Annotated in this window: 19 protein-coding genes; 8 read left to right on the top strand and 11 right to left on the bottom strand. The window is 34.2% G+C overall.

Annotated elements, in window-relative coordinates; genetic code table 11:
- Positions 1-69: 69 nt before the first annotated feature.
- The 6 genes from QYS47_RS04290 to QYS47_RS04265 form a co-directional block, all read right to left on the bottom strand.
- Positions 70-1,581 (bottom strand): NADP-dependent isocitrate dehydrogenase, encoded by a 1,512-nt coding sequence (locus tag QYS47_RS04290; RefSeq protein ID WP_322347841.1) that lies wholly within the window; start codon positions 1,579-1,581, stop codon positions 70-72.
- 171 nt (positions 1,582-1,752) lie between these two features.
- Positions 1,753-1,992, bottom strand: a complete 240-nt coding sequence (locus QYS47_RS04285; protein ID WP_322347840.1) for a hypothetical protein — start codon at positions 1,990-1,992, stop codon at positions 1,753-1,755.
- A gap of 154 nt (positions 1,993-2,146) precedes the next feature.
- A complete protein-coding gene (locus QYS47_RS04280) occupies positions 2,147-3,109 on the bottom strand; it encodes an SDR family oxidoreductase (protein ID WP_302127677.1) in 963 nt (320 codons plus the stop codon).
- A 54-nt stretch (positions 3,110-3,163) separates the two neighbouring features.
- Positions 3,164-4,690 carry a GH3 family domain-containing protein gene (locus QYS47_RS04275; protein ID WP_322347839.1) on the bottom strand — a complete coding sequence of 509 codons (1,527 nt, stop codon included), beginning with the start codon at positions 4,688-4,690 and terminating at the stop codon, positions 3,164-3,166.
- Positions 4,691-4,733: 43 nt separating this feature from the next.
- Positions 4,734-5,543 carry a Cof-type HAD-IIB family hydrolase gene (locus tag QYS47_RS04270; protein WP_322347838.1) on the bottom strand — a complete coding sequence of 270 codons (810 nt, stop codon included), beginning with the start codon at positions 5,541-5,543 and terminating at the stop codon, positions 4,734-4,736.
- Positions 5,544-5,608: 65 nt separating this feature from the next.
- A complete protein-coding gene (locus tag QYS47_RS04265) occupies positions 5,609-5,899 on the bottom strand; it encodes an SEC-C metal-binding domain-containing protein (protein ID WP_302127679.1) in 291 nt (96 codons plus the stop codon).
- Between the two features lie 224 nt (positions 5,900-6,123).
- On the opposite strand from QYS47_RS04265, the gene QYS47_RS04260 reads away from it, so the two are divergent.
- The gene (locus QYS47_RS04260; protein ID WP_322347837.1) at positions 6,124-6,759 is read left to right on the top strand and encodes a hypothetical protein; all 636 of its coding nucleotides are present in this window, start codon (positions 6,124-6,126) and stop codon (positions 6,757-6,759) included.
- Between the two features lie 57 nt (positions 6,760-6,816).
- Here QYS47_RS04260 and QYS47_RS04255 read toward each other — a convergent pair whose 3' ends face one another.
- The gene (locus tag QYS47_RS04255; protein WP_308357611.1) at positions 6,817-7,758 is read right to left on the bottom strand and encodes a hydrogen peroxide-inducible genes activator; all 942 of its coding nucleotides are present in this window, start codon (positions 7,756-7,758) and stop codon (positions 6,817-6,819) included.
- Between the two features lie 135 nt (positions 7,759-7,893).
- Between QYS47_RS04255 and QYS47_RS04250 the strand changes: the two genes are divergently transcribed.
- The 4 genes from QYS47_RS04250 to QYS47_RS04235 all read left to right on the top strand — a co-directional run bounded on the left by QYS47_RS04250 (position 7,894) and on the right by QYS47_RS04235 (position 12,613).
- A complete protein-coding gene (locus tag QYS47_RS04250; protein ID WP_308357612.1) occupies positions 7,894-8,946 on the top strand; it encodes a Fe(3+) ABC transporter substrate-binding protein in 1,053 nt (350 codons plus the stop codon).
- 3 nt (positions 8,947-8,949) lie between these two features.
- Entirely contained in the window at positions 8,950-10,617 is a 1,668-nt protein-coding gene (locus QYS47_RS04245; protein WP_322347836.1) for an ABC transporter permease, read from the top strand.
- On the top strand, positions 10,598-11,665 hold the full coding sequence (locus QYS47_RS04240; RefSeq protein WP_308357614.1) for an ABC transporter ATP-binding protein: 1,068 nt from the start codon (positions 10,598-10,600) through the stop codon (positions 11,663-11,665). Before QYS47_RS04245 ends, QYS47_RS04240 begins: the two co-directional genes overlap by 20 nt.
- 105 nt (positions 11,666-11,770) lie before the next feature.
- Positions 11,771-12,613 carry a DUF4197 domain-containing protein gene (locus QYS47_RS04235; protein ID WP_322347835.1) on the top strand — a complete coding sequence of 281 codons (843 nt, stop codon included), beginning with the start codon at positions 11,771-11,773 and terminating at the stop codon, positions 12,611-12,613.
- 78 nt (positions 12,614-12,691) lie between these two features.
- Here the strand turns inward: QYS47_RS04235 and QYS47_RS04230 are convergent, their stop codons facing one another.
- Both QYS47_RS04230 and QYS47_RS04225 read right to left on the bottom strand, forming a co-directional pair.
- Positions 12,692-15,364 (bottom strand): TonB-dependent receptor, encoded by a 2,673-nt coding sequence (locus tag QYS47_RS04230; RefSeq protein ID WP_322347834.1) that lies wholly within the window; start codon positions 15,362-15,364, stop codon positions 12,692-12,694.
- 8 nt (positions 15,365-15,372) lie between these two features.
- Complete coding sequence (locus QYS47_RS04225; RefSeq protein ID WP_322347833.1) at positions 15,373-16,194, bottom strand: GLPGLI family protein; 822 nt, start codon at positions 16,192-16,194, stop codon at positions 15,373-15,375.
- Positions 16,195-16,310: 116 nt separating this feature from the next.
- Here QYS47_RS04225 and QYS47_RS04220 point away from each other — a divergent pair, with 116 nt between their 5' ends.
- The 3 genes from QYS47_RS04220 (at position 16,311) to QYS47_RS04210 (ending at position 19,202) form a co-directional block, all read left to right on the top strand.
- Positions 16,311-17,819, top strand: a complete 1,509-nt coding sequence (locus QYS47_RS04220) for a sensor histidine kinase (protein WP_322347832.1) — start codon at positions 16,311-16,313, stop codon at positions 17,817-17,819.
- Positions 17,816-18,499, top strand: coding sequence for a response regulator transcription factor (locus QYS47_RS04215; RefSeq protein ID WP_322347831.1), 684 nt, complete (start codon positions 17,816-17,818; stop codon positions 18,497-18,499). Before QYS47_RS04220 ends, QYS47_RS04215 begins: the two co-directional genes overlap by 4 nt.
- Positions 18,500-18,899: 400 nt before the next feature.
- Positions 18,900-19,202: a GIY-YIG nuclease family protein gene (locus QYS47_RS04210; RefSeq protein ID WP_302127697.1), complete on the top strand. Its 303-nt coding sequence runs from the start codon at positions 18,900-18,902 to the stop codon at positions 19,200-19,202.
- Positions 19,203-19,441: 239 nt separating this feature from the next.
- On the opposite strand, the gene QYS47_RS04205 is transcribed toward QYS47_RS04210, so the two are convergent.
- Positions 19,442-20,230, bottom strand: coding sequence for an Fpg/Nei family DNA glycosylase (locus tag QYS47_RS04205; protein ID WP_322347830.1), 789 nt, complete (start codon positions 20,228-20,230; stop codon positions 19,442-19,444).
- Positions 20,231-20,305: 75 nt separating this feature from the next.
- Complete coding sequence (locus QYS47_RS04200; protein WP_407660372.1) at positions 20,306-21,472, bottom strand: MFS transporter; 1,167 nt, start codon at positions 21,470-21,472, stop codon at positions 20,306-20,308.
- Positions 21,473-21,776 lie beyond the last annotated feature (304 nt).

The following is a 21,776-nucleotide window of genomic DNA, read 5'->3' as shown; positions in this document are numbered from 1 at the left end:
GATAGGAATGGGTTTTGGTTAAAATAAAAAAAGCGAAGGCTTAAAACGCCTTCGCTTGAATTATAATTTTTATTCTCCTTGTCCTAAAGAGAAGCCTAATTTACCATCGAAAGTATATAGGTTTTCAGTTTTGATGATGTCATAACCATCTTGGTTTAGCTTGTTCATCAATTCTAATACCTCTTTATAATCTATAGTTTTATAATCTGGTTTACCTTCCACTATCTCAGCATTTTTAGAAATAAATCTGCATCTCCAATGATCCGTACAGAAAGTTGAATCCATACCATTTGGATATACTTTAACTCCCCTATTCGTTACCATTTTAAGTTTTAAGATATCTTTAGAGTTTTTTGTTAATAAATCCCCAAACTTATTAGCATCTCTATCTCTTGAGTCAATAAAAATATCAACCCCAACTAATTTTTTCTCTTTTGGAGCTGGTGATTTTATATCGATATTAATTCTAAAGTCTTCGCCTTCTTTTACTTCAATTTTCTTGAACTGTTCGGGAACCTGACCTAATCTTTCTATTACAGCATCAGCAAACTCTTTAGTACCTACTTTTTGTTTACTGTGTCCTTCTTTGTAAATCTCGCCAGTGTGAATACCATCTTCCATAGTGGTTAACCATGCATTGTGGATTAAAGCAGCCTTTTCTACTTCACCAAAGTACTGCAACATTTGGATAGCCCCGTGTAATAAGCCTGACGGGTTTGCAATTCCTTTACCTGCAATATCAGGAGCAGAACCATGTATGGCTTCAAACATGGCATAATCTTTTCCTATGTTAGAAGATCCTGCTAAACCAACAGAACCAGAAATTTCAGCTGTTACATCTGAAACGATATCACCATAGAGGTTTAAGGTAACAATTACATCATATTCTTCAGGTCGGTTTGCAATTCTGGCTGTAGCAATATCAATTATTTGACTTTCTGCCTGAATATCTGGATATTCTTTTGCTACTTCTTTAAATACGCTATGGAATAAGCCATCCGTAACCTTCATGATGTTATCTTTCACCAAACAAGTTACTTTTTTACGATTATACTTTTTTGCATACTCGAAGGCATAACGACAAATTTTCTCAGAACCAGGTCTGCTAATTAACTTCAAGCATTGCGCTACTTCATCAGTTTGCTGGTGCTCAATCCCTGCATATAAATCCTCCTCATTTTCTCTTACTACTACTAAATCCATCACCGGATGCTTACTTTCTACAATCGGATGATAAGATACTGCTGGACGCACATTAGAAAATAAACCTAAAGATTTTCTGATGGTTACGTTTAAACTTTTGTAACCTGAACCTTGAGGTGTGGTGATTGGGGCTTTTAAAATCACTTTCTTTTTATGAATAGCTTCCCAAGCACTTTCTGGAATTCCTGATGTATTACCTGATAAATAGGCTTGCTCTCCTATTTCGATATGATCTGCATCTAAAGTAACATTAGCGGCATCTAAAATTCTAAGGGTTGCATCCATGATTTCAGGACCAATTCCATCACCTTTTGCGACCACTATCGGCAGCGGCTTGGTGCTTTTCTTTAAATAATCTGCATTAACAGAATCTTTCATGACTGGATTTTTATGTTCTATAAAATATTATTTCACAACGATGGGTACTCTTAGGGTTATATAAACTAAATTTTCTTTATATAGTTGATTCCCCATTAAAATTATTGCAAAAATAGTGTACAAGGCTTTGGAATCAAAGTGCTTGTAAGTTTTAAGATGAAGTATTAAATATCAAGACATCAATTCAGGTTCTGGTTTGTCCTTAGGTAAGCAAACACCAGGCGGTAAATCTAAAACAGGATCATCATCATTTTCATTAGAACCTCCACCTCCTCCTCCTTCATCATCATCAGAATTGTTACCATTTTTAAACATCCATCTTATAAAATAAGACACAAGAAATGCACAGCTAGCGGTTAGCACAAGGTAATCAGGATGCTCAACGATATAATTGATGAATGTCTCTAGCATTTCTATTAATACAAAGTATAGAACGAAAGCATTCAAAATATAATCAATTTATAATCAAATTGTTAAATGATTCGACTATAAATTTCCGAAGATTAAAAAAGATTAATTATTGATGATGTTTTACAAGTCCTGAAGGATTAAGATAGCATTCCCTTTAAAAGCCCATTTCTTTATACCAATCATATACTCTCGCCAAACCTTCTTTAAAACGAACTTGTGGCGTATAACCTAAAAGATTTGCAATTTTAGAAATGTCCGCTTTTGAGTGTTTTACATCTCCTGGTCGTTCTGGTCCATAATTTGGCTCAATTGATTTGCCACTAATTTCATTCAATAAAGAAATCATATCATTTAGGCTCATCTGGTCACCACAAGCTACATTGTAAATTTGATTTAAAGCTTCCTTGTTTTCAGTAAATAAGGCCAAATCATTTGCATGCAATGCATTTTCAACAAAAGTAAAGTCTCTACTGGTATGACCATCACCATTTATGGTTGGTGTATTATCGTGAATAAAAGCTTTACAAAAGATCGGTATTACCGCAGCATAAGGGTTGTCCGGATTTTGCCTGGGGCCAAAAATGTTGAAATACCGTAAGCCAATAAAATCTAATCCATAGGTTTTCTGAAATACTTCAGCATATAATTCTACTGCATATTTAGTAACTGCATACGGACTTAAGGGCTTTCCGATAATATCTTCTTGCTTAGGTAAGTTAGGGCTATCTCCATAAGTACTGGAAGAACAAGCTAGAACTACTCTATCAATTTTATTCTGTACAGCAGCGTGCAAAATATTGACGGTTCCATCAATATTCACCTTAGTACTTAACATTGGGTTTTCTATAGAACGCGGAACTGATCCTAATGCAGCTTGATGACTAATTAAATCAAAGCCTTTGGTCAATTCCAACATCTTATCATAATCACAGATATCCTCTTCAAAAAACTCAAATTTCGGATGTCCTTCAAATTCTTTGATATTACTATAATATCCATTTGAGAGGTTGTCAATTACTCTTACTTTGCCTACTCTGTCATCTTCTAGGTATTTAGCAACTAAATTAGAGCCTATAAAACCTGCACCGCCAGTAATTATGATATTCTTTTTTGACATCCTTAAAGCTTATTTGAATTGAAGGCAAAGATATAAACTCTATTCTATTCGGACTTATTGATTGGCTATAAATTCCTGCCATTCTCTAAAGGCCTCCTCTTTCATAACTTTAGCCATCTTTACTTGTCCGCCCTTTTTCTTATTCTGATCATTCCAAGCAATAAATTGATCTACAGAAACAATATCAACTTTAACATCTTTTAATGCCTTATCTCGAGCAACTTTATAATTTTTATTATTGTTCTTAAGTTTTTGGTCTAAATGATCTTTTATTTCTGAATGATCAAAACCTTTATTCAAATCCTCCACTCCTAAATACCAATGGTGAATGTATTCATCATTTTCTTTAACTGCAGCCACAGTAAATTCTTTAATATTAATAGGAAATTCTTCATTTAAACTTTCAATAGCATCATCCATTTTATTGACTGAAAGTTGAGAACCCACAACGTTAAGAAAGAATTTTGTTCTACCTGTGATTTTTATTTCTGATCGACCTACATCAGTAAATTTTATAGTATCCCCAATCATATAGCGCCAGGTTCCACTTACCGTTGATATCAATAAAATGTACTCTTTACCTTCTTCAACCTGAGAAATGTTGAGTGCTTTTTTCTCTGGATTTATCTTTCCTGATTCTAATATGCTATCTTCATCAAAGGGCACAAATTCAAAATAGACACCATTATCATAGATCAATTGCATAGCATCTGTTTCAGGCCTTACCTGAGTAGCCAAATAACCCTCAGAGGCTAGATAAGTATCGATGTATTGTACTGGTTTACTGAATAGCTTCTCAAAGCTTTTTTTGTAGGGATCAAGTGCTACACCACCAGAAGTATAAACCGCAAGATTCGGCCAAATATCATGGATAGAATCAACCTTATGATATTCCATCACACGCTGGAGCATTAGTTCAATCCAGGAAGGAATTCCTGAAATAGATCCTATATCCCAATTTTTGGCTTCTTTTGCAATGGCTTCAACTCTGCTATCCCAATCATCGATACTGCTTATTTCTTGACCTGGTTTATAGAAAGCATGAAACCAATTTGGTATATTTGCAGCGCTTATCCCACTTATTTCACCTTCAAGATGTCCCGCTTTTTCATCTAGATTAGTGCTAGAGCCTAGCATTAGAATTTGCTTAGTATAAAAGCTTTCAGGGAGATCTTTAAAATTAGATAAACTCAATACCTGCTGCAAACCAGCATTACGAATGCTTTCCAACATTTCATCTGTCACGGGTATATGTTTACTATGGCCCGTAGTGCCTGAGCTTACTGCAAAATTATCTACTTTTTCTGGCCAACAAATATCAGGCTTCCCCTCATATGATTTTCTCCACCAGAATTCCATATCATCATAATCATGATAGGGAATCTCCTTCGCAAATTCTTGCTGAAAGTTTTTAGTGTTTAATAAAGATTCAAATCCGTAATATTTACCAAAGGCAGTATTTTTTGATTTTTGAAGTAGCTCCTTTAAGGTTTCCTTTTGCGATTCAACTGGAGTTTCATGGCGCTTAAGTTTACTTCCTACCTCAATTGCTGCTTTAATAATATTACTAATGATTTCCATAAAAAAGTTTGAGAAAAATGATGAATAAAAATCTATTCTTCTTTTAACTAAAATACTTCTCAAGAGTTACTGCTACTCCATCTTCTTTACCTGGCAGCGTAATTTCATTGGCAATACTTTTCACTTCCTCTTTGGCATTCCCTACTGCTACGCCACATCCAACAGCCGTTAACATTTCTATGTCATTATAATTATCACCAAAAGCAATCACATCCTTCATCTCGAAATTGAGTTCTTTGTCCAATAATTGATTTAATGCACTTGCTTTTGATATTGCTAAAGGAGCTATTTCAAGATAGGTATCTTTTGATCTGTATAAGTGAAGGGGTGCTTTTTGACTTTTTAAATCCTCAATCAAAGCATCTATAAGGGCTGGCTCTCCCATGCACATTATTTTATGAGCGCCTATTTGAGAGGCTTCCCAACTTTTCATGAGTTCAAGGCCCGGCAATATGCTAGCTTGAACTTGAGTATTGTTTACCTCTCTTTTTGTCCACTGATCTTCAGAAGGTGCATACCATTCGTCTTCAACATAAAAACTAGCATGCAAATTTTTACCGTGGCTCCAATTTGCGATATAATTTGTTAGATCAAATGGAATGCTAACAGAGTCCAAAACTTTAACTCCTTCTTTCTGAGAAATGATAAACCCGCCATTATAACAAATTAAAGGCTGATCCATAATCTCTAAAGTTTGTTGAAGATGACGCATTGCAGCCGGCATCCTACTAGATGCTAAAATGATATGCACATCATCTTTTATACTTTTAATGATATCGATTGTTCGCTGTGAAAGCTTTCTGTCTGGATTTAGTAAAGTACCATCGATATCAGTACAAATTGCTTTGAACATAAGGCTATTAGAATTTTACGACACAAAACTAATGCTTTTATGGAAGTTCAAAGCAATGAGACCTTTTATTTGTCGTGCCAATGGCCGTGAGCAGATGACCATACTTTACCAGGAGGTGCTTCACCAGGTGGCGGTGGAACTGGAGTGCTTTGTGAATTTGTATTCTGAACAGGAGTTTGCTGCGCATTATAATAAATTGAAAAGCCAGCGATCGCCACTATCACTATCATGATAGTAATATACATTAAGTTCTTATTGTTATTGATTCCTGAGGATTCTTTACCCATATGGCAGTTTTTATACTTCTTACCACTTCCACAATAACAAGGATCATTTCTTCCTATATCTTTTTTCATATAAACTACTATTATCTCGGAACTTAATTTACGAAAAATTTAGATATTATCGATTTTTTTGCTTTTCTTCTTTATAAAGATACGTATTGCTATCATAAATAAAAACTTATACTTTTGACATATACATTTAACCAAAAATAAATTCAATGAACCAAATTGCAAAAATAGCTTTCGCGTTAGTTTCTCTAGCTTGCGTATCCTGCGAACCATTCAATTCCAAACCTATGATAGTTCAAGAAAGATATGAAGAATGGACAGTACTACAAATCCCTAATGGAGAAGCAGCATACGCAATCAACGGAAGTATTGATGATGTATTAGTAGTTACTACAGAGACTAAAGTTTATGCAAGTGATAATTCAGGAGAAACCTGGGATGAGGTTGCTGATTTTTCCGGGCCAATGCCTGGTTTATTGAAAAGAAATGACAGCTTATTTATTTTTGGTGTCTACGGACAAGGTGATGATTTTGATTTTGCAAGTTCTGTTTCGGGCTTTTCTACTGATAAAGGCTTTTCTTGGCAAGAGACTAATAATACTTATTTTCCTGACTTAAAAGTGCCGATTAAATATGTTGAAACTGAAAATGGTGTCAGCTATAAAACCGAATGGAATTATCTTACAATCGATGGGAGTGTTTCAAATTACTTAACGGCATCAAAAATTGAAAAAACAGTTAATAATTACACAGAAATACTTGACATTCCTTTTGAATATATTTTAAATAATCTATATCTAGATGAAGAAAATAGATTATATGTTGCAGCATCCTACGGAACTATAAAAGATGATGGTAAAATTAACTCAGGAGACAGAAATTCACCAGCTTTAGTATTTATTAGCAAAAATCCGTTACCATAATTCAAAAGGACAAAAACTAGTTAAGATCAGGGATGAGATAAATATACTTAAATTATCTCACCTCCAATTAATCACCTGTAATTCATTTTCTTCCCTTTGTTTCATTTCAATTGGAAGGTGATCAATTATTTCTTTTTGAAGGGCTTCTATTATTCTTCTTTTCAAATAATCTCTTTTCATCACCAAGCTTACTTCTCTAAAAGGAGTAGGCTTTTTAAAGTACCTTAATTTCTTTTTGTCTTCATCTGTCAAATCTAAAGTAGCCAATTCAGGCAATAGCGTTACCCCGCCTTGTTTATCCACCATTCTTTTCAAAGCTTCCAAAGAACCACTTTGATAGTTTAATACATTATCAAAATTTCTATTTTGACAAATATTTAAAACCTGCTCTCTAAAGCAATGGCCCTCATTCAGTAACCACAATTCATTATTTTGTAAATCTTCTCCTGTTATAAGTTTATCCTGAGGCTCGAGATCAGTCTTATTCGCATAACCAAAAAACTTTTCATAGTAGATCGGTATTTCACGAAGCGCTTTATCATTTAATGGCCCAACTACTATTCCTACATCTAATGCTTCAGATTTAATTTTAGCTAAAGTATCTTCTGTAATGAGTTCTTCTACCTGAATTTGAATAGAAGGATATTTATCCATAAAGCTTTTGGCAAACAATGGTAATAAATAAGGTGCGATGGTTGGAATTACGCCTATTTTCAGGGTTCCTGACACTTCCAATTTTTGATCTTCAATGATCTCCTCCATCTTTTTAGCCTCCGTCACAACTTTCCTTGCTTGCTCTAGTATCATTGCACCTAATTCAGTGGGCACTACAGGCTGACGGCTTCTGTCAAATATCTTCACACCCAAGTTATCCTCTAACTTATTGATTTGCATACTCAAAGTAGGTTGTGTGATGAAGCAGTTTTCGGCTGCCTTTCCAAAATGACGATAAGTATCTAAAGCAATAATGTACTCTAATTGAGAAATGGTCGCTTTCATGTATTCAAACTATTTTTGGGTATGAAATATTTACGGTTGCAATTTAATTAATTGATCTAAAATAATACCGCTATTATTTAGAATTAATCCAATTATGATTAAATTTGCACTCGAATTTTAAACGCTCCTATAATAATGAGACATATTTTAATAACAATTTTTGCCTTAGCTACAATTTGGTCATGTAGCCAATCGACTTCAAACAAGGAAGGTGAGTCAGCATCAGAAAATGAAAACCAAGAAGTAAATGTTTATACACATAGGCATTACGAAGCTGATCAGCAACTTTTCAAAGATTTTGAAGAAAAAACAGGCATTAAAGTAAATGTTGTAAATGCCAATGCAGATGAATTAATTCAGAAAATGAAATTAGAAGGAGAAAATTCTCCAGCTGATGTTTTGATTACTGTGGATGCAGGTAGGTTACATAGAGCCAAAGAAGCAGGATTATTACAATCAGTTGAATCTGAAAATTTAAATACTACTATTCCTGCTAATCTTAGAGATGTAGACAATAATTGGTTTGGACTTACAGTGAGAGGAAGAGTAATTGTTTACAATCCAGAAAACATCTCTCCAGAGAAAATTTCGACTTACGAAGCACTCGCTAATCCTGAAATTAAAGGAAGATTATTAATCCGTTCTTCATCTAATATCTATAATCAATCATTAATGGCCTCTATAATTGCTCATAATGGAGAAGAAGCTGCAACTGCATGGGCAGAAGGTGTAGTTGAAAATATGGCAAGAGACCCTAAAGGTGGAGATAGAGATCAAATAAAAGCTGTTTTTGCCGGAGAAGGAGATGTTGCTGTATCAAACACTTATTACTTAGGTAAAATGTTAAACTCTTCAAGTGAAGAAGAAGTAAAAGTAGCTGAAGCAGTTGAAATCTTGTTTCCAAATCAGGATGGAAGAGGTGCTCACATTAATGTAAGTGGTGCCGGAGTTGCTAAATATGCTCCAAATAAAGAAAACGCGATCAAATTTATTGAATTCTTAGTTTCTGAAGAAGCTCAAAAAGTTTTTGCTGGTGTGAATTATGAATATCCTGTAAACCAAAAAGTTGAATGGGCACCTACTTTAAAGGCTTGGGGTGAATTCAAACAAGACAGCCTTAACTTATCAGTTTTGGGTGAAAAGAATGATTTAGCAGTTAAAATATTTGACAGAGCGGGTTGGAAGTAATTTGTGAGTAAGCTAAAATCCATTTCAAAATATAAAAAGTATGCCAATGGTTGGGCCTTTGCATTAATTGCATTGGTTCTGATTATTGGCTTACCTATTTATACCCTTTTTTTTAAGCTATTTGATGAAACGACAGATAGTGTATGGTCTCATTTGGTTGACACAGTATTAACCAATTACATCATTAATTCTATTGGGCTTGTTATCGTGGTTAGTTTTCTCACCTTATTATTAGGTGTATCTTCAGCGTGGATAGTGAGCACTTGCAGAATTCCTTTAAGGAGACATTTTGAATGGATGCTAATATTACCACTTGCAATTCCTACTTACATAGCCGCTTATACTTATGCTGGCATATTCGATTATACAGGCCCAATTCAAGTGTTTTTGAGAGATATTGGTCTCTCAGAAGTAATCTATATTGATATAATGAATTTCTGGGGAGTGGCCATCGTAATGTCATTAGTATTATTCCCTTATGTATACGTAGTAGCGCGGTCAAGCTTTATCAGTCAATCTGCTACTTTATTAGAAGCTTCCAGAATTTTAGGAAGCTCTTCATGGACTACCTTTTTTAGAATAGCCTTACCCATTAGTAGACCGGCTATCATTGGAGGACTTTCATTGGTTATGATGGAAGTTTTAAATGATTATGGGGCAGTAAAATATTACGGCATCAACACCTTTACAACCGGTATCTTTAGAGCCTGGTTTTCTTTTGGGGATCCTAATTCAGCCATTAATCTTTCCGGCATTTTAATGGGCTTTATTTTCATTATGATAATGGCTGAAAGATTTCAGCGTGGAAGAGTAAAGTTTGATGAAGGAGCAAGAATTGGAAGGCAATTAAAAAGATACCAGCTAAAAGGATGGAAAAAGTTTTTTGCCTGGATGGTTTGTTTCATTCCACTATTCCTGGGATTCCTGGCTCCTGTTTTTCAATTAATTCTGTGGTCATTCCAAACCATTAAAAAAATATTAGATTTTGACTTCCTTATTTTAATGGCTAATAGCTTTGGGCTAGCTATAATTGCAGCAATACTTTGTGTTAGTATCTCAGTCATTATTTTATTTGCTGTTAAAGTAAATAAAAATAGATTTTTCAGCTTTTTAGCGAAGTTCGCTGCAATGGGCTATTCAATTCCGGGCGCAGTAATTGCCATTGGCATTATGATTCCTTTATTAGGTTTAGATAAATTCTTAATTAACACCTGGGAAGAAAGCTTCGATATGAAAATAGGTTTGATATTTAGCGGGACTATTTTCGCTCTAACTTTTGCCTATATCGTTCGCTTCTTAACAGTTTCTTTAAATCCAATAGAGGCTGCATTTAAAAAGACTGGAAGTAGTATTGATGAGGCTTCTTATTCATTAGGTGCAGGATCATTCAAAACCTTAATGAAAGTAAACCTTCCCTTGATCAAAGGAGCCTTAATATCAGGAGGTATCTTAATTTTTGTAGATATTTTAAAAGAATTACCCTTAACCTTAATTCTAAGACCTTTTAATTTCCATACTTTAGCCACTAAAGCCTATGAATTGGCTAGTGATGAATTAATTGCTGAATCAGCAACACCATCATTAATTATTATTATAATTGGTACCATACCTATTATCATACTTAACCGTTTAATGAAATCAACGAAAGCTGATGGAAGTATTATCAATTAAAAATTTACATAAGAGATTTGGTAAGAAACTCCAATACGCTGTTAATGATGCAAATTTAACAGTGAATAAAGGGGAGTTATTAGCACTAGTTGGTGAAAGCGGAAGTGGGAAAACTACCTTGCTAAGACTTATCGCTGGATTTGAAGAAGCAGACAAAGGCCAAATATTGATAAATGGTGACAAGGTGGTGGATGATAATTTCAGCATGAAACCTGAAAAGCGAAAAATAGGGATGGTTTTTCAAGACTATGCTTTATTTCCTCATCTTACAGTTGCTGAAAATATTAAATTCGGACTTTCTAAAAAACAATTCCCAAACTTAAAAGAGAGGGTAAGAGAAGTAACTGATATGGTGGGATTAAGTAGTTACGCTAATAGGTTTCCTCATCACTTATCTGGCGGACAGCAGCAAAGAGTAGCTTTAGCAAGAGCACTAGCCCCAAATCCAGGTTTGATTTTATTAGATGAGCCATTTAGTAATCTTGATGCTGTATTAAAAGATCAAGTTCGGGAAGAAGTTAGAAACATCATTAAAAAAGCAGGAGCTACTGCACTTTTTGTAACTCATGACATGCGGGATGCACTTTCTTCTGCTGATAGGATTGCCATTTTAAAGGACGGTAAAATTCAGCAAGTAGGAACTCCTCGTGAATTATATGAAACCCCTAAAAACCTATATGTAGCAAGCTTTTTTGGTAAAATAAACGCCATGAACGCTACTGCTGAAGATGGGATTTATAAATTAAAAGCAGGGCCGATTGCAGGAAGTAAAACGGATAAGACAGGGCAAGTATTAATTGCCATCAGACCCGAAAATATTGATATATGTACTGACCATAAAGAAGGAACTTTTCCCGCAAAAGTAGTCTTAGCACAATACTTCGGAGATCATCAACAAGTGCATGCCGATATCGGAGCTGAAACACATGTTGTGATTCATGCCCATGAAAAAATTCTTTTTGAAAAAGGAGATGAAATCTTCCTAAGATTTAATCCTTCCAAAATTCATGTATTGGATACATGCTGGTATCCTGGCTTGGTAAGTTAATATGTAATATCCTTCCATTTATTACTTGAGCGTAAAATTCAACCATCTCAATTCTATTTTTTGGCTAAATATTTGTGATATTTATATTCAATAAATATTCGAGTTATGAAAAATCTATTCTCACTTAGCCTAATACTTTCAATCCTTTTGGTATCCTCATGTGATTTACTAAATGAAGCCCTAGAAGAACCCGCGAATATTAACATCGCTGAAGGACTGAAAGAAGCCTTACGGGTTGGAACTGATACTGCTACTTCTAAACTGGCAATTGTTGATGGTTATTTAAAAGATGAAGCTGTTAAAATTTTACTCCCTGATGAGTTAGAATCACAAATCGCATCGCTTAAAGCAATTGAAATTAATGCCTTTGGTATAGGCACAATCACAGGGGAACAATTATACAATACAGGGATTCCGCTTTTAGACATTCCTAGCCTAGCAGAAAAAGAAGAAGAATTAATATTAGGCTTAAATAGAGCAGCAGAGGAAGCTGCAAAGGAAGCAGGACCAATCTTTTTTGATGCTATCAGAGGAATTACAATCGCTGATGCGGAAAGCATTTTGTACGGATCAGATACTGCGGCAACCGCTTATTTAATTGACAATACTTATGAATCATTATTCAATACATTTGAACCAAAGGTTAATAATGCTGTAAATCAAGTTACGATTGGTGATCAAACAGTTGAAGCTATTTATGCGAATTTTGTTAATGAATACAATGGAATTTTAAATACCTCAATCCCTTTAAGTTTATTTGAACAACAAACATTAGGGTCTATTGCAGGCATAAATTCAATTGAAGAAGCGGATATTTCAGCCTATGCCACCACCAGAGGATTAGATGGGCTATTCTTAAAAGTACAAGATGAAGAGGCGAACATTAGAAATAATGTAAGTGCAAGAGTTAATGATATTCTCAGAGAGGTATTTGGATTGTTAGATTAGAACAAATAATTGTTAGCTAAAAGGAAAGCCAGCAAATTGATTTTGCAGGCTTTTTTTATTTTTAATGACTTTTTTTAGTTAAAAATTATAATTCACACTAAACATCATCCTTCTACCTTGAATAAAATTTTGATAAGTACTCACAAAATATTCTGATAAATAATCACGATTCACCGATTTTGTATCGAATAAGTTATACACTTGAGCATCAAATCGAAATGCTGAATTTGGTATTTCATAACTCAATTCGGAGTTCGCTATCCACCAGTCACTATTCGTATTAGTGCCGGCATATATTTGATATTCTATTTCGAAATCAAATTCAAAATTATCACTCCATTTAGACTCCCATTTGTTAGTAAACCTTTGAAGATTGAATTCATTTTGTGAATTCCCATTAGTATACTCATTATTTTGAAGCGAGTACTTTATACTGCTGGTAATGTGTTTACCAAGATTGGTTTGAAATGCAAGACTATTGTTCAAACTCCACTGTTCATTGTCTAACAATTCACCATTTACCTTATTCGCATATTCTTGATACATACCATTCGATTCATAAGTCAATCGAAATGATTTGAACCTCTTATCCAATCTTCCACTGTATTGTGCATCATTTTGCGGTTCCCCACTATTAATTAAGGAAGAATTATTTATGAGTCCATTAAAATCAGTGGCCTCCTGAAATGAATATTGAACCTGGTTATATGAAGCTCTGAAAAAAGCATTCATCCCATTAAATAAATTGAAGAAATGATAATTCAATTCAAGCATATTATAAAACGCTGGCTGCAAATTTGTATCTCCACTGAATATATTTTGGTATGACCTTAATTGTAATGCATTACTCAACCATTCTATTTGTGGACTTCTTACATTTTGTTTGTACACTAAATTTAATCCCTGAACACTATTGATGTCATACTTTACTCTAAAATTAGGTAGCACATAATGATTGCTAATCCTATCATTATTTTCACCATTATTCAATGCATCCCTCTGATCATTTAAATAGAAGTAACTAACCCCTGGTAAGAACAAAAAGCTACCTACTCTAGATTTCCATTGAGCACCAACTGCAGAATTTGACCAGACTCTTGAATTATCAATTTTATAATCCACTAAATCCAAGTTTGCCTCATTAAATAAATTTTGATTAAAATCAGTATTCTGATATTGATAGGACATTGATAAATCTAAATGATTTTTATTGTTCCATATCCAATAATAATGGAGCTCTGACTGCAGTGTTTTCGTATTTTTTTGTGAGAATTCCTCTCTGAAAATGGAAGAGTCTTGCTCAGAATTCAATCCATATAGTAAATCCCACTCATTTTGACCATTTTCATTGCGCCATAAAAATTGGTTTTCTATTGAAAATATGTGATCCGGACTGATTTGAGTATAAAAATTTAATTGTTGGTTCCAGCTCCATTCATCACTATCGTTCACTATATCGCTAAGTTGTCCGTCCGCCCAGCTGGATTTTATATTCTGATTTGCTGATAGTCTATTGCCAAGCCATTGACTTTTATATTGCCAATTACTAAATGGGGAAGGCACATAATCTAATTGGTATTGTCCCAGCACATTTCCATAATTCTGTATTTGATTACTTTCACTATTTTCTGGTTCAGGAGCCTGCTCACTTAAAAAGCGTCTTTGTTGAATTTGTTTTTCATCAACCTCCGCATTATTTGCAATTAGATATGCTTGATGCTGCCACTTTTTTGAAGGTTGAAAAGCAATATTTAAGCCTGTAAAAGCACTTCTCAAAGATTGTACTTGAGTTCTATCTTTTTGAGGAATTGCATTTCCATTATTTTGATCTTCAATTTTCAAAGCTCCTGATTGAATTCCACAAGGATTTTGAGCCTGACGCATTCTTTGAAAGTCATTATAATTGAAGGCTTGCTCCCCTATATTATTTGCGTCCAAAATTGCATTCACACTTAAATCATCACTGTAGTAAAATGCATTTGCATGGCCTGCATAGCTATTTTTAGGACCTCCACCCAAACTAACATCACCAAAAACTAAAGATTTTTGATCTTCTTTGAGCGTGATGTTCATAGCCAAATTTTCATTAGTATTAACATTTCTCAAAGTGGAGTTATCTTGATAATTTTTAAGCACCTGCACTCTATCGATAGCCTTAGCAGGTAGGTTCTTTACCGCCATTTTACTATCGCCATCAAAAAACTGCTTCCCTTCCACCAGTAATTTATCCACTCTTTTACCTTGAACTTTTACACTCCCATCCTCCTCAACTTCAACACCTGGTAATTCCTTTAGAACATCCTCTAACTTTCTTTCTTTTCCAGTAGTAAAAGCTTCAGTTTTATAAATCAATGTATCTCCAGACATGGTAACAGGCATCTCTTTCACCACTTGTACCTCATTCAGCAATCCTTGATCCTGTGATAATTGAATTAGAATATCCTGAACTTGATTTGGATTTGTAGTAATATTTCGAACAAAAGGAACAAAGCCTACAAAACTTGCTCTAAGTTCATATTGCTGATCAGTTTCAATAGTCATTTTAAAACGTCCTTCTTCATCGGTTACTGCAAAAGCTTTAATAGAATTAGTTGTAGTATCCTTTAACAGAACATTAGCATAGGGAATTGATTGATTGAGCGAATCTATCACTCTACCTTTCAACTGATAATAGTCCTTTTCCTGGGCTGAAATGCTAAATGAGAATATGAGCAAGCCTGTAATTAAAATGAGATGTATAAAAGTCTTCATAGCAAGGATTATCCGCCAATTACAATTTCAATATTCGAATCATTCCCATTCCCTCTATATCGCTGCATCATCTCTTTCATCTTCTCTTCAGAAATACTCTCAAATTCATCATTCGTCACCACTTTTCCTTGATCAGGCACTTTAATTTCTTCAACTTCCTTATAATTCATACTTACTTCTGTGCATATAAAATGTCTGCCATTAGATTTCAATTCAAGAATTAAACCTGGTAAACCAAAATATTGAACTGGTCCGTGAGCTACTGGAATATCCATGGTAAACCAGGCTTCAACTTTTGTAGTATCTTTAATTACTTCCATCTCATCCATTCCTGAAGCAAATCTTTTAGCATCTGAAATTCTGGTGTAAATGGCTTTTTGACAGTTATAATCACCAATTTTTTTGCTTTCATCAGTAATCTCCCACTCATAATTCGGTAGGCTATCTACAATTAGAAATCTTTTACCCATTATCTCCTGGCTATTTCTATATTCTTTAGCTTCTAAATTCCTGTACATTTTATCCTTGGAACTGCCATCCATTATTGCTAGCTCCATTCCACCTGAAGAAGCCTTTGCAGGGCCAGAATCTACACTCTCTTCCTGTTCCCATAGAGACTCTTTTGCATTGAATTTTAATTTATAGGTCTTCTGCATCTTTTTAATCAACTGCTGTTTTAAAGCCTGCATTTGCTGTGGTGACATTGCCGTAGAATCTAAAGAAAGTTCTATCTGACTGCTACTTTTAAAAGTAGCAGTCCCGCTAAATTGCTGTGCATTTGATACATTATAAAAGAATAGGCCACATAGGGTAAGAATTAGATATTTCATGATCATTGTGTTTTTGTTTGATACAAATCAACTAAAGCTGGCTTTCAAACAATGTTAATGAATGTTAAAGAGTGTTAAATCAGAATTTGGCTAATTGCTTTTCTTTATCTTGCAGTATGAATTCAAGAAAATTCAAAGCGATCGGAATATTAATAATCACAGTTTTTACTGCTGCTATATTATTTCATGGTTTTTATTTTATCAAAAATTATAAGGAGGCCTATTATAATTTCACTCAGGATGTGACCTTGGCATTTGATACTGCTCTTAAAAATTATTTTGATGAATTATCAAAATCCGATGTGATTGTCATTACTGATATCCAAGAAGGAAATAAAAAGAAAGTTAAAACTGACAGCTCAGAATTAAGTCATGCCATCACTCGAGATTTCTTTCAAAGGTTTAGCGAAAGTCCATTCTCCGAAAAAGGAAGTCAAATACTGGAGAAAAAGGTAAAAGAATTAGATGGATTAAACATTACCCAAATTGTAATTGAAGGGGACTTTAAGGAAGAAGAGGTATTTCTTGATAAAAAGAATGATATCGTGATGATGGCGGGTAGAAAAGCCGCAGATAGCGTTTTCTCATTGAAAAGCATTTCTAATAAACTTGTGATTTCTGTTAGCAGAGATACCCTAGATTTCGAATTACTGAGTAATTACTTTAATGATGAACTAAGAGAAAATAATTTAGATATTACTTATGGTATACAGCATCTGAAAAAAGATTCTGTTATCGGCAGCTATAATGAAGATCTTGTTAAAGCCATGCCACTACTTTACACAGCTGATGAAGACTTATTACCTCCAAGTGAAAAAGTAAATCTTGCATATGAAAATGCTTCATTAGCAATTTTACAAGAGGGATTTATCAATAGTAGCTTCTCCTTAGCCTTCTTTCTATTGATAATTTTTGTTTTAGGCTTTCTGTACAAAACGATTAAAAATCAGAAAGATCTAGCCGAGATTAAGAATGATTTAATCAACAACATAACCCACGAATTCAAAACACCTTTAGCCACCATTTCTACCTCGGTGGAGGCATTACAAAACTTCAATCCTGAGAATGATCCTGAGAAGACTAAAAAGTATCTTCACATTGGTCAGCAGCAAGTCAATAAAATGAATGCTATGGTAGAAAAATTATTAGAAACCGCTACTCTTGATAGCGAAAAGCTAATGATTAAAAAAGAAGCAATTCAAGTTTCAACTTTCTGCCAAGAATTAATCGAGCGATATCAAAATCATAATACTGATAAAAAAATAATATGTGATTTTGCCGACAGTAGGCATATTTTAGAAGCCGATAAGTTTCACTTAGAAAATGCCCTTTCTAACCTTATTGATAATGCATTAAAATATGGAGGAAATGAAATTCAATTTACTTACCAATTTAAAGAAAATCATCATTGTTTCAGTGTGATGGATAATGGTGGTAATCTATCCAAATCACAATCTAAAAAGGTATTCGACAAATTTTATAGAATTCCTCATGGCAATATCCATAATGTAAAAGGTTTTGGTATCGGACTTTATTATAGTAAAAAGGTTATTGAAAAACATGATGGAAAATTAGAGTTACACATCTCCAAAAATCTTACGCATTTTGAAGCTTGCTTACCATGAAGAAAAACTATAGACTTTTATTAGCAGAGGATGAGCCTTCATTAGGTTTAATTTTAAAAGAAAGCATTGAGAGCAGAGGTTTTCAAGTAGATCATTGTGAAGATGGTGAAAAAGCCTGGCTTAGCTATCAGCAAAATGATTATGATTTACTCATTTTAGACATAATGATGCCAAAATTGGATGGTTTCAGTTTGGCAAAAAAGGTCCGTAATTCAGATACCTATATCCCTATCATATTCCTAACAGCAAAATCAACAACAGAAGATGTAATTGAAGGCTTCGAAAAAGGAGGCAATGATTACGTTAAAAAACCTTTCAGCATGGAAGAACTAATAGTGAGAGTTAAGGCACTATTAGAACGTAAAAGTAATCCTATTCATCAAGAATGGACTCCAGTAGGAAAGTATAATTTCCATCCGGGTAAGCAGCTTTTAAAATTTGAACATGAAGAACTTTATTTAACCAGTAAAGAATCGGAAGTTTTAAAAGAGTTAATTCTTCATCAAAATGAATTAACAGATCGCTCGCTTATACTTGAAAAATTATGGGGATCAGCAGACTTTTTCAATGCGAGAAGCATGGATGTATACATCAGCAAGCTGCGTAAAAAACTTGAAAAAGACCCTGATTTACAGATATTGAATATCAGAGGTTACGGATATAAATTGGTGTGCGGGTAACAGTATAACCGAGCGAATTAGATCCCTGCCTCCGCAGGGATGACGTTCTTTGCGATCACTGTCTGTAGACCTCCGAATAATTTTCTATGTCTACTTTTTTTAAGACATAGGATAGAATTGATCTCAGAATAAACTATTGAAGTTAAGTTTATTTTAGAAGAACTTTTGTGAAGGTTTTGGAAAAGCTATTTCATGGTGCCTTTCCTACGTGAGATGTCCAGATCTATTGTAAAGACAAGAACCTCATTATCTTTTGTTTACCACCTAAATCCATTGCTTATAGTAATTACATCGACTTAAAAGTTTGATTACTATTCAATGCATTTACCGTGCGTCATTCCTGTGAAGGCAGGAATCTTTTTGATAAAACTTTCTATCTTAGTTCATAAAATTTCAACCTATGACCGCTAAAGGTGGCTACGTATATATAGTGAGCAATTACAACAGAACTGTACTCTACACAGGAGTTACAGCAAATTTAGCTAGAAGGAGTTATCAACATAAATTTGGAGAAGGTTCAGAGTTCACAAAGAAATACAAATGCACCGACCTGATATTTTTTCAGTTTTTCGAATCCATAGAAGAAGCTATTATCAGGGAAAAACAAATTAAAAAATGGAAAAGAGATTGGAAAATAAAACTTATTAAAGAACAAAATCCTTCTTTTAAAGATTTGTATGATGAAGTAGCTGATTTTAAATAGCACAGATTATATCACATAAACATGGTCAATAGATCCCTGCCTCCGCAGGGATGACGTTCTTTGCTGACTTCATTTATTACCTTTTAAATCATTTTCCCGTGATTGCTTCTATTTAAAACTAGTTTCAATACAATAATAAATTATTAAGGTTAAGTTTACTCTAACAGAATTTTCTTGAAAGTTTTTCCTAGCGTCATTCCTGCCAATGCAGGAATCTTACTTGAAACAATTCAAATCTACTATTGAATCTTTTCCTGCCATGTAGGGCTAATGTAGGTGGCGCGTCCTCCCACTTTAGTTTTTATTATTTCATCACCAGTATGATAACATTTACCCCCTTCATTCCGATTATGCATTAAGAAATCCTCAGGAAAGTCAGTATAAACTGCTTCTTTTTCAATAGCTGTTTCGATGACTTTTTTCATCGATTCAAAAACCGTTTTCAGATGATCTTCTTTTAGTGCTTCAAGCTTACTCTCAGGGTGAATCTTAGCTTGATACAGAATTTCATCAGCCATCCAATTGCCAATACCTGCGGCTACGCTTTGATCTAATAAAACAGGTTTTATGAAGGTTTTTCTATTCTTTAAAGCTGCATAAAAATCATCCCAAGATAAATCTCTTGCATCTTCACTTAACTTTTTTTCCTTTTGATAAGATTCAACCGAATCAGCTAAATCCATCCAGCCAAACTTTCGCTTATTTTCAAAGCCCAAATGAAAACCATTCTCAAATTCAAAAATGATATGAGCAAATTTAGGTCTATCTTCTATGTCTTTAAAATAAGTTAATTTACCAGTCATCCCAAAGTGCATGACTAGGGTGGATTTCCCATCAGTTTGAACAAAAAAATACTTCCCTATTCGTTTTGAAGATGTGAATTTCTTATCAACTAATTGGCTGATAAAATCATCCTTAGCTTGTTTCAACAAACGATCATCAGCACAACTAAAACCCACTATCTTTTGGTCTATAGAAGTGCCATCAAAATATCGCTTATAATTTTCTACTTCTGGTAACTCGGGCATATTTTAATAACCTCTGAAAGGAAATATGTTTGGTAGAAAATAAAATAATTTGTTTTTACTAATAGGAAATAATCCTTACTTCATCTTCTTAATTCGAGTAGCAATATTCAAATAAATAAAGCCTGCTAGCGCAACTCCAGCTCCTGTATAAAAAGTACGAGGAAAGAATTCCACATCATTACTGTATACCCAACCCGATATAAAGGCTCCCATTCCGATTCCGATTTCTAAGAATATATACAGAGTTGCTAGAGCTTTTCCTCTTTTATGATCTTCTGCTAAATCAATAGCCCAGGCAAAAACTGTAGGCGAATTCATTCCTACCGCTAAACCGAAAATAATTCCAGCTCCAATTAATGTTAATAATGAATATGAAAAAGCAATTAACACCATAGCTACTGCTAGTAAAAAGGAAGAAACTTTCAGCACCTTTACACGCCCCACTTTATCGGAAATTTTACCTGCAAATATTCTTACCCCCAAAGAAGCCAATACAAATACGGCAAAAAACAAGCCTTTATTGCTAATACCTAAATGAGCACTATAATCAGGCATAATCGTTAATACTAAACCAAAAGAGAAAACAGACAACGCCATATAAATAGCAGGAACTAAGACTCTTTTTTCAATAATCTCGTGTCGCTTTAATTTAAGCAGGCCAAAATTAAATTGGACCTTATCTGCTAAAGTTTCATTCATACCCGATAAGATGATCACACTTAAAATCGCTGTGATAGCAGAAGCGTAGAAAACATAATCTATTGGGAAAGCACTTCCAATATAGCCCCCAATTGCATTACCTGATGCAGTCCCAATACTAATAGCAACACCAATGATTCCCATTGCCTCCCCTCTTCTATGGATGGGAACAATGTCCGCTACATAAGCTGCATTACCTGTAGGGGTAAACCCTGTAGAAAAACCATGAAGTAAACGTAAGGCAAAAAATGCGATGATTCCTGTTACAAATGGATAAGCAAGGCCTGCTACAAAGCATACTGTAGCCCCAAAAATCATTACAGGCAAACGACCTATCTTATCGGCTAGCTTTCCACTAAAAGGTCTTGAAAGACCTGCTGTAATCGTAAACAATGAAATAATAAGACCTTTATATTCTCCACCACCCAATGAAGTAAGAAAGTCGGGCAGCATAGGAATGATCATATTAAAGCTGGCGAAAAATAAAAAAGCACTAAACCCAAGTGCTATAAAAGGACGGTTTATCAATCGCTCTTGCTTCATCATGCGAAATAAGGCAAAATCAACTTATGAAGCACGAAAAAAGATGAAAAGAAAATCAATATTGCTGTAGCCTAAAGCATAATATCCGCTAGTCCTCATTTGTAAGGAGTCTTTGCAAAAAATGAGTGTATTATCCTAAAATAACTTTACTAAGATGAATAGTCCTAGTATTCCTTTATATTTTCTACGTAGAAGCTCAACTATCGTAACAATCCGTACTAATTTCGGACAAGCTAATTGTTCAATTTTGGACAATTAAAAAAGTCTAAAGCGCACCTAATGTCTGCATAAGCTGATGGCATTA

Source organism: Marivirga arenosa, from assembly GCF_030503875.2.
GTDB classification, from domain to species: Bacteria; Bacteroidota; Bacteroidia; order Cytophagales; family Cyclobacteriaceae; genus Marivirga; species Marivirga arenosa.
Note: the sequence above shows the minus strand (reverse complement) of the source record. Positions and strands in the feature narration are given on the sequence as shown.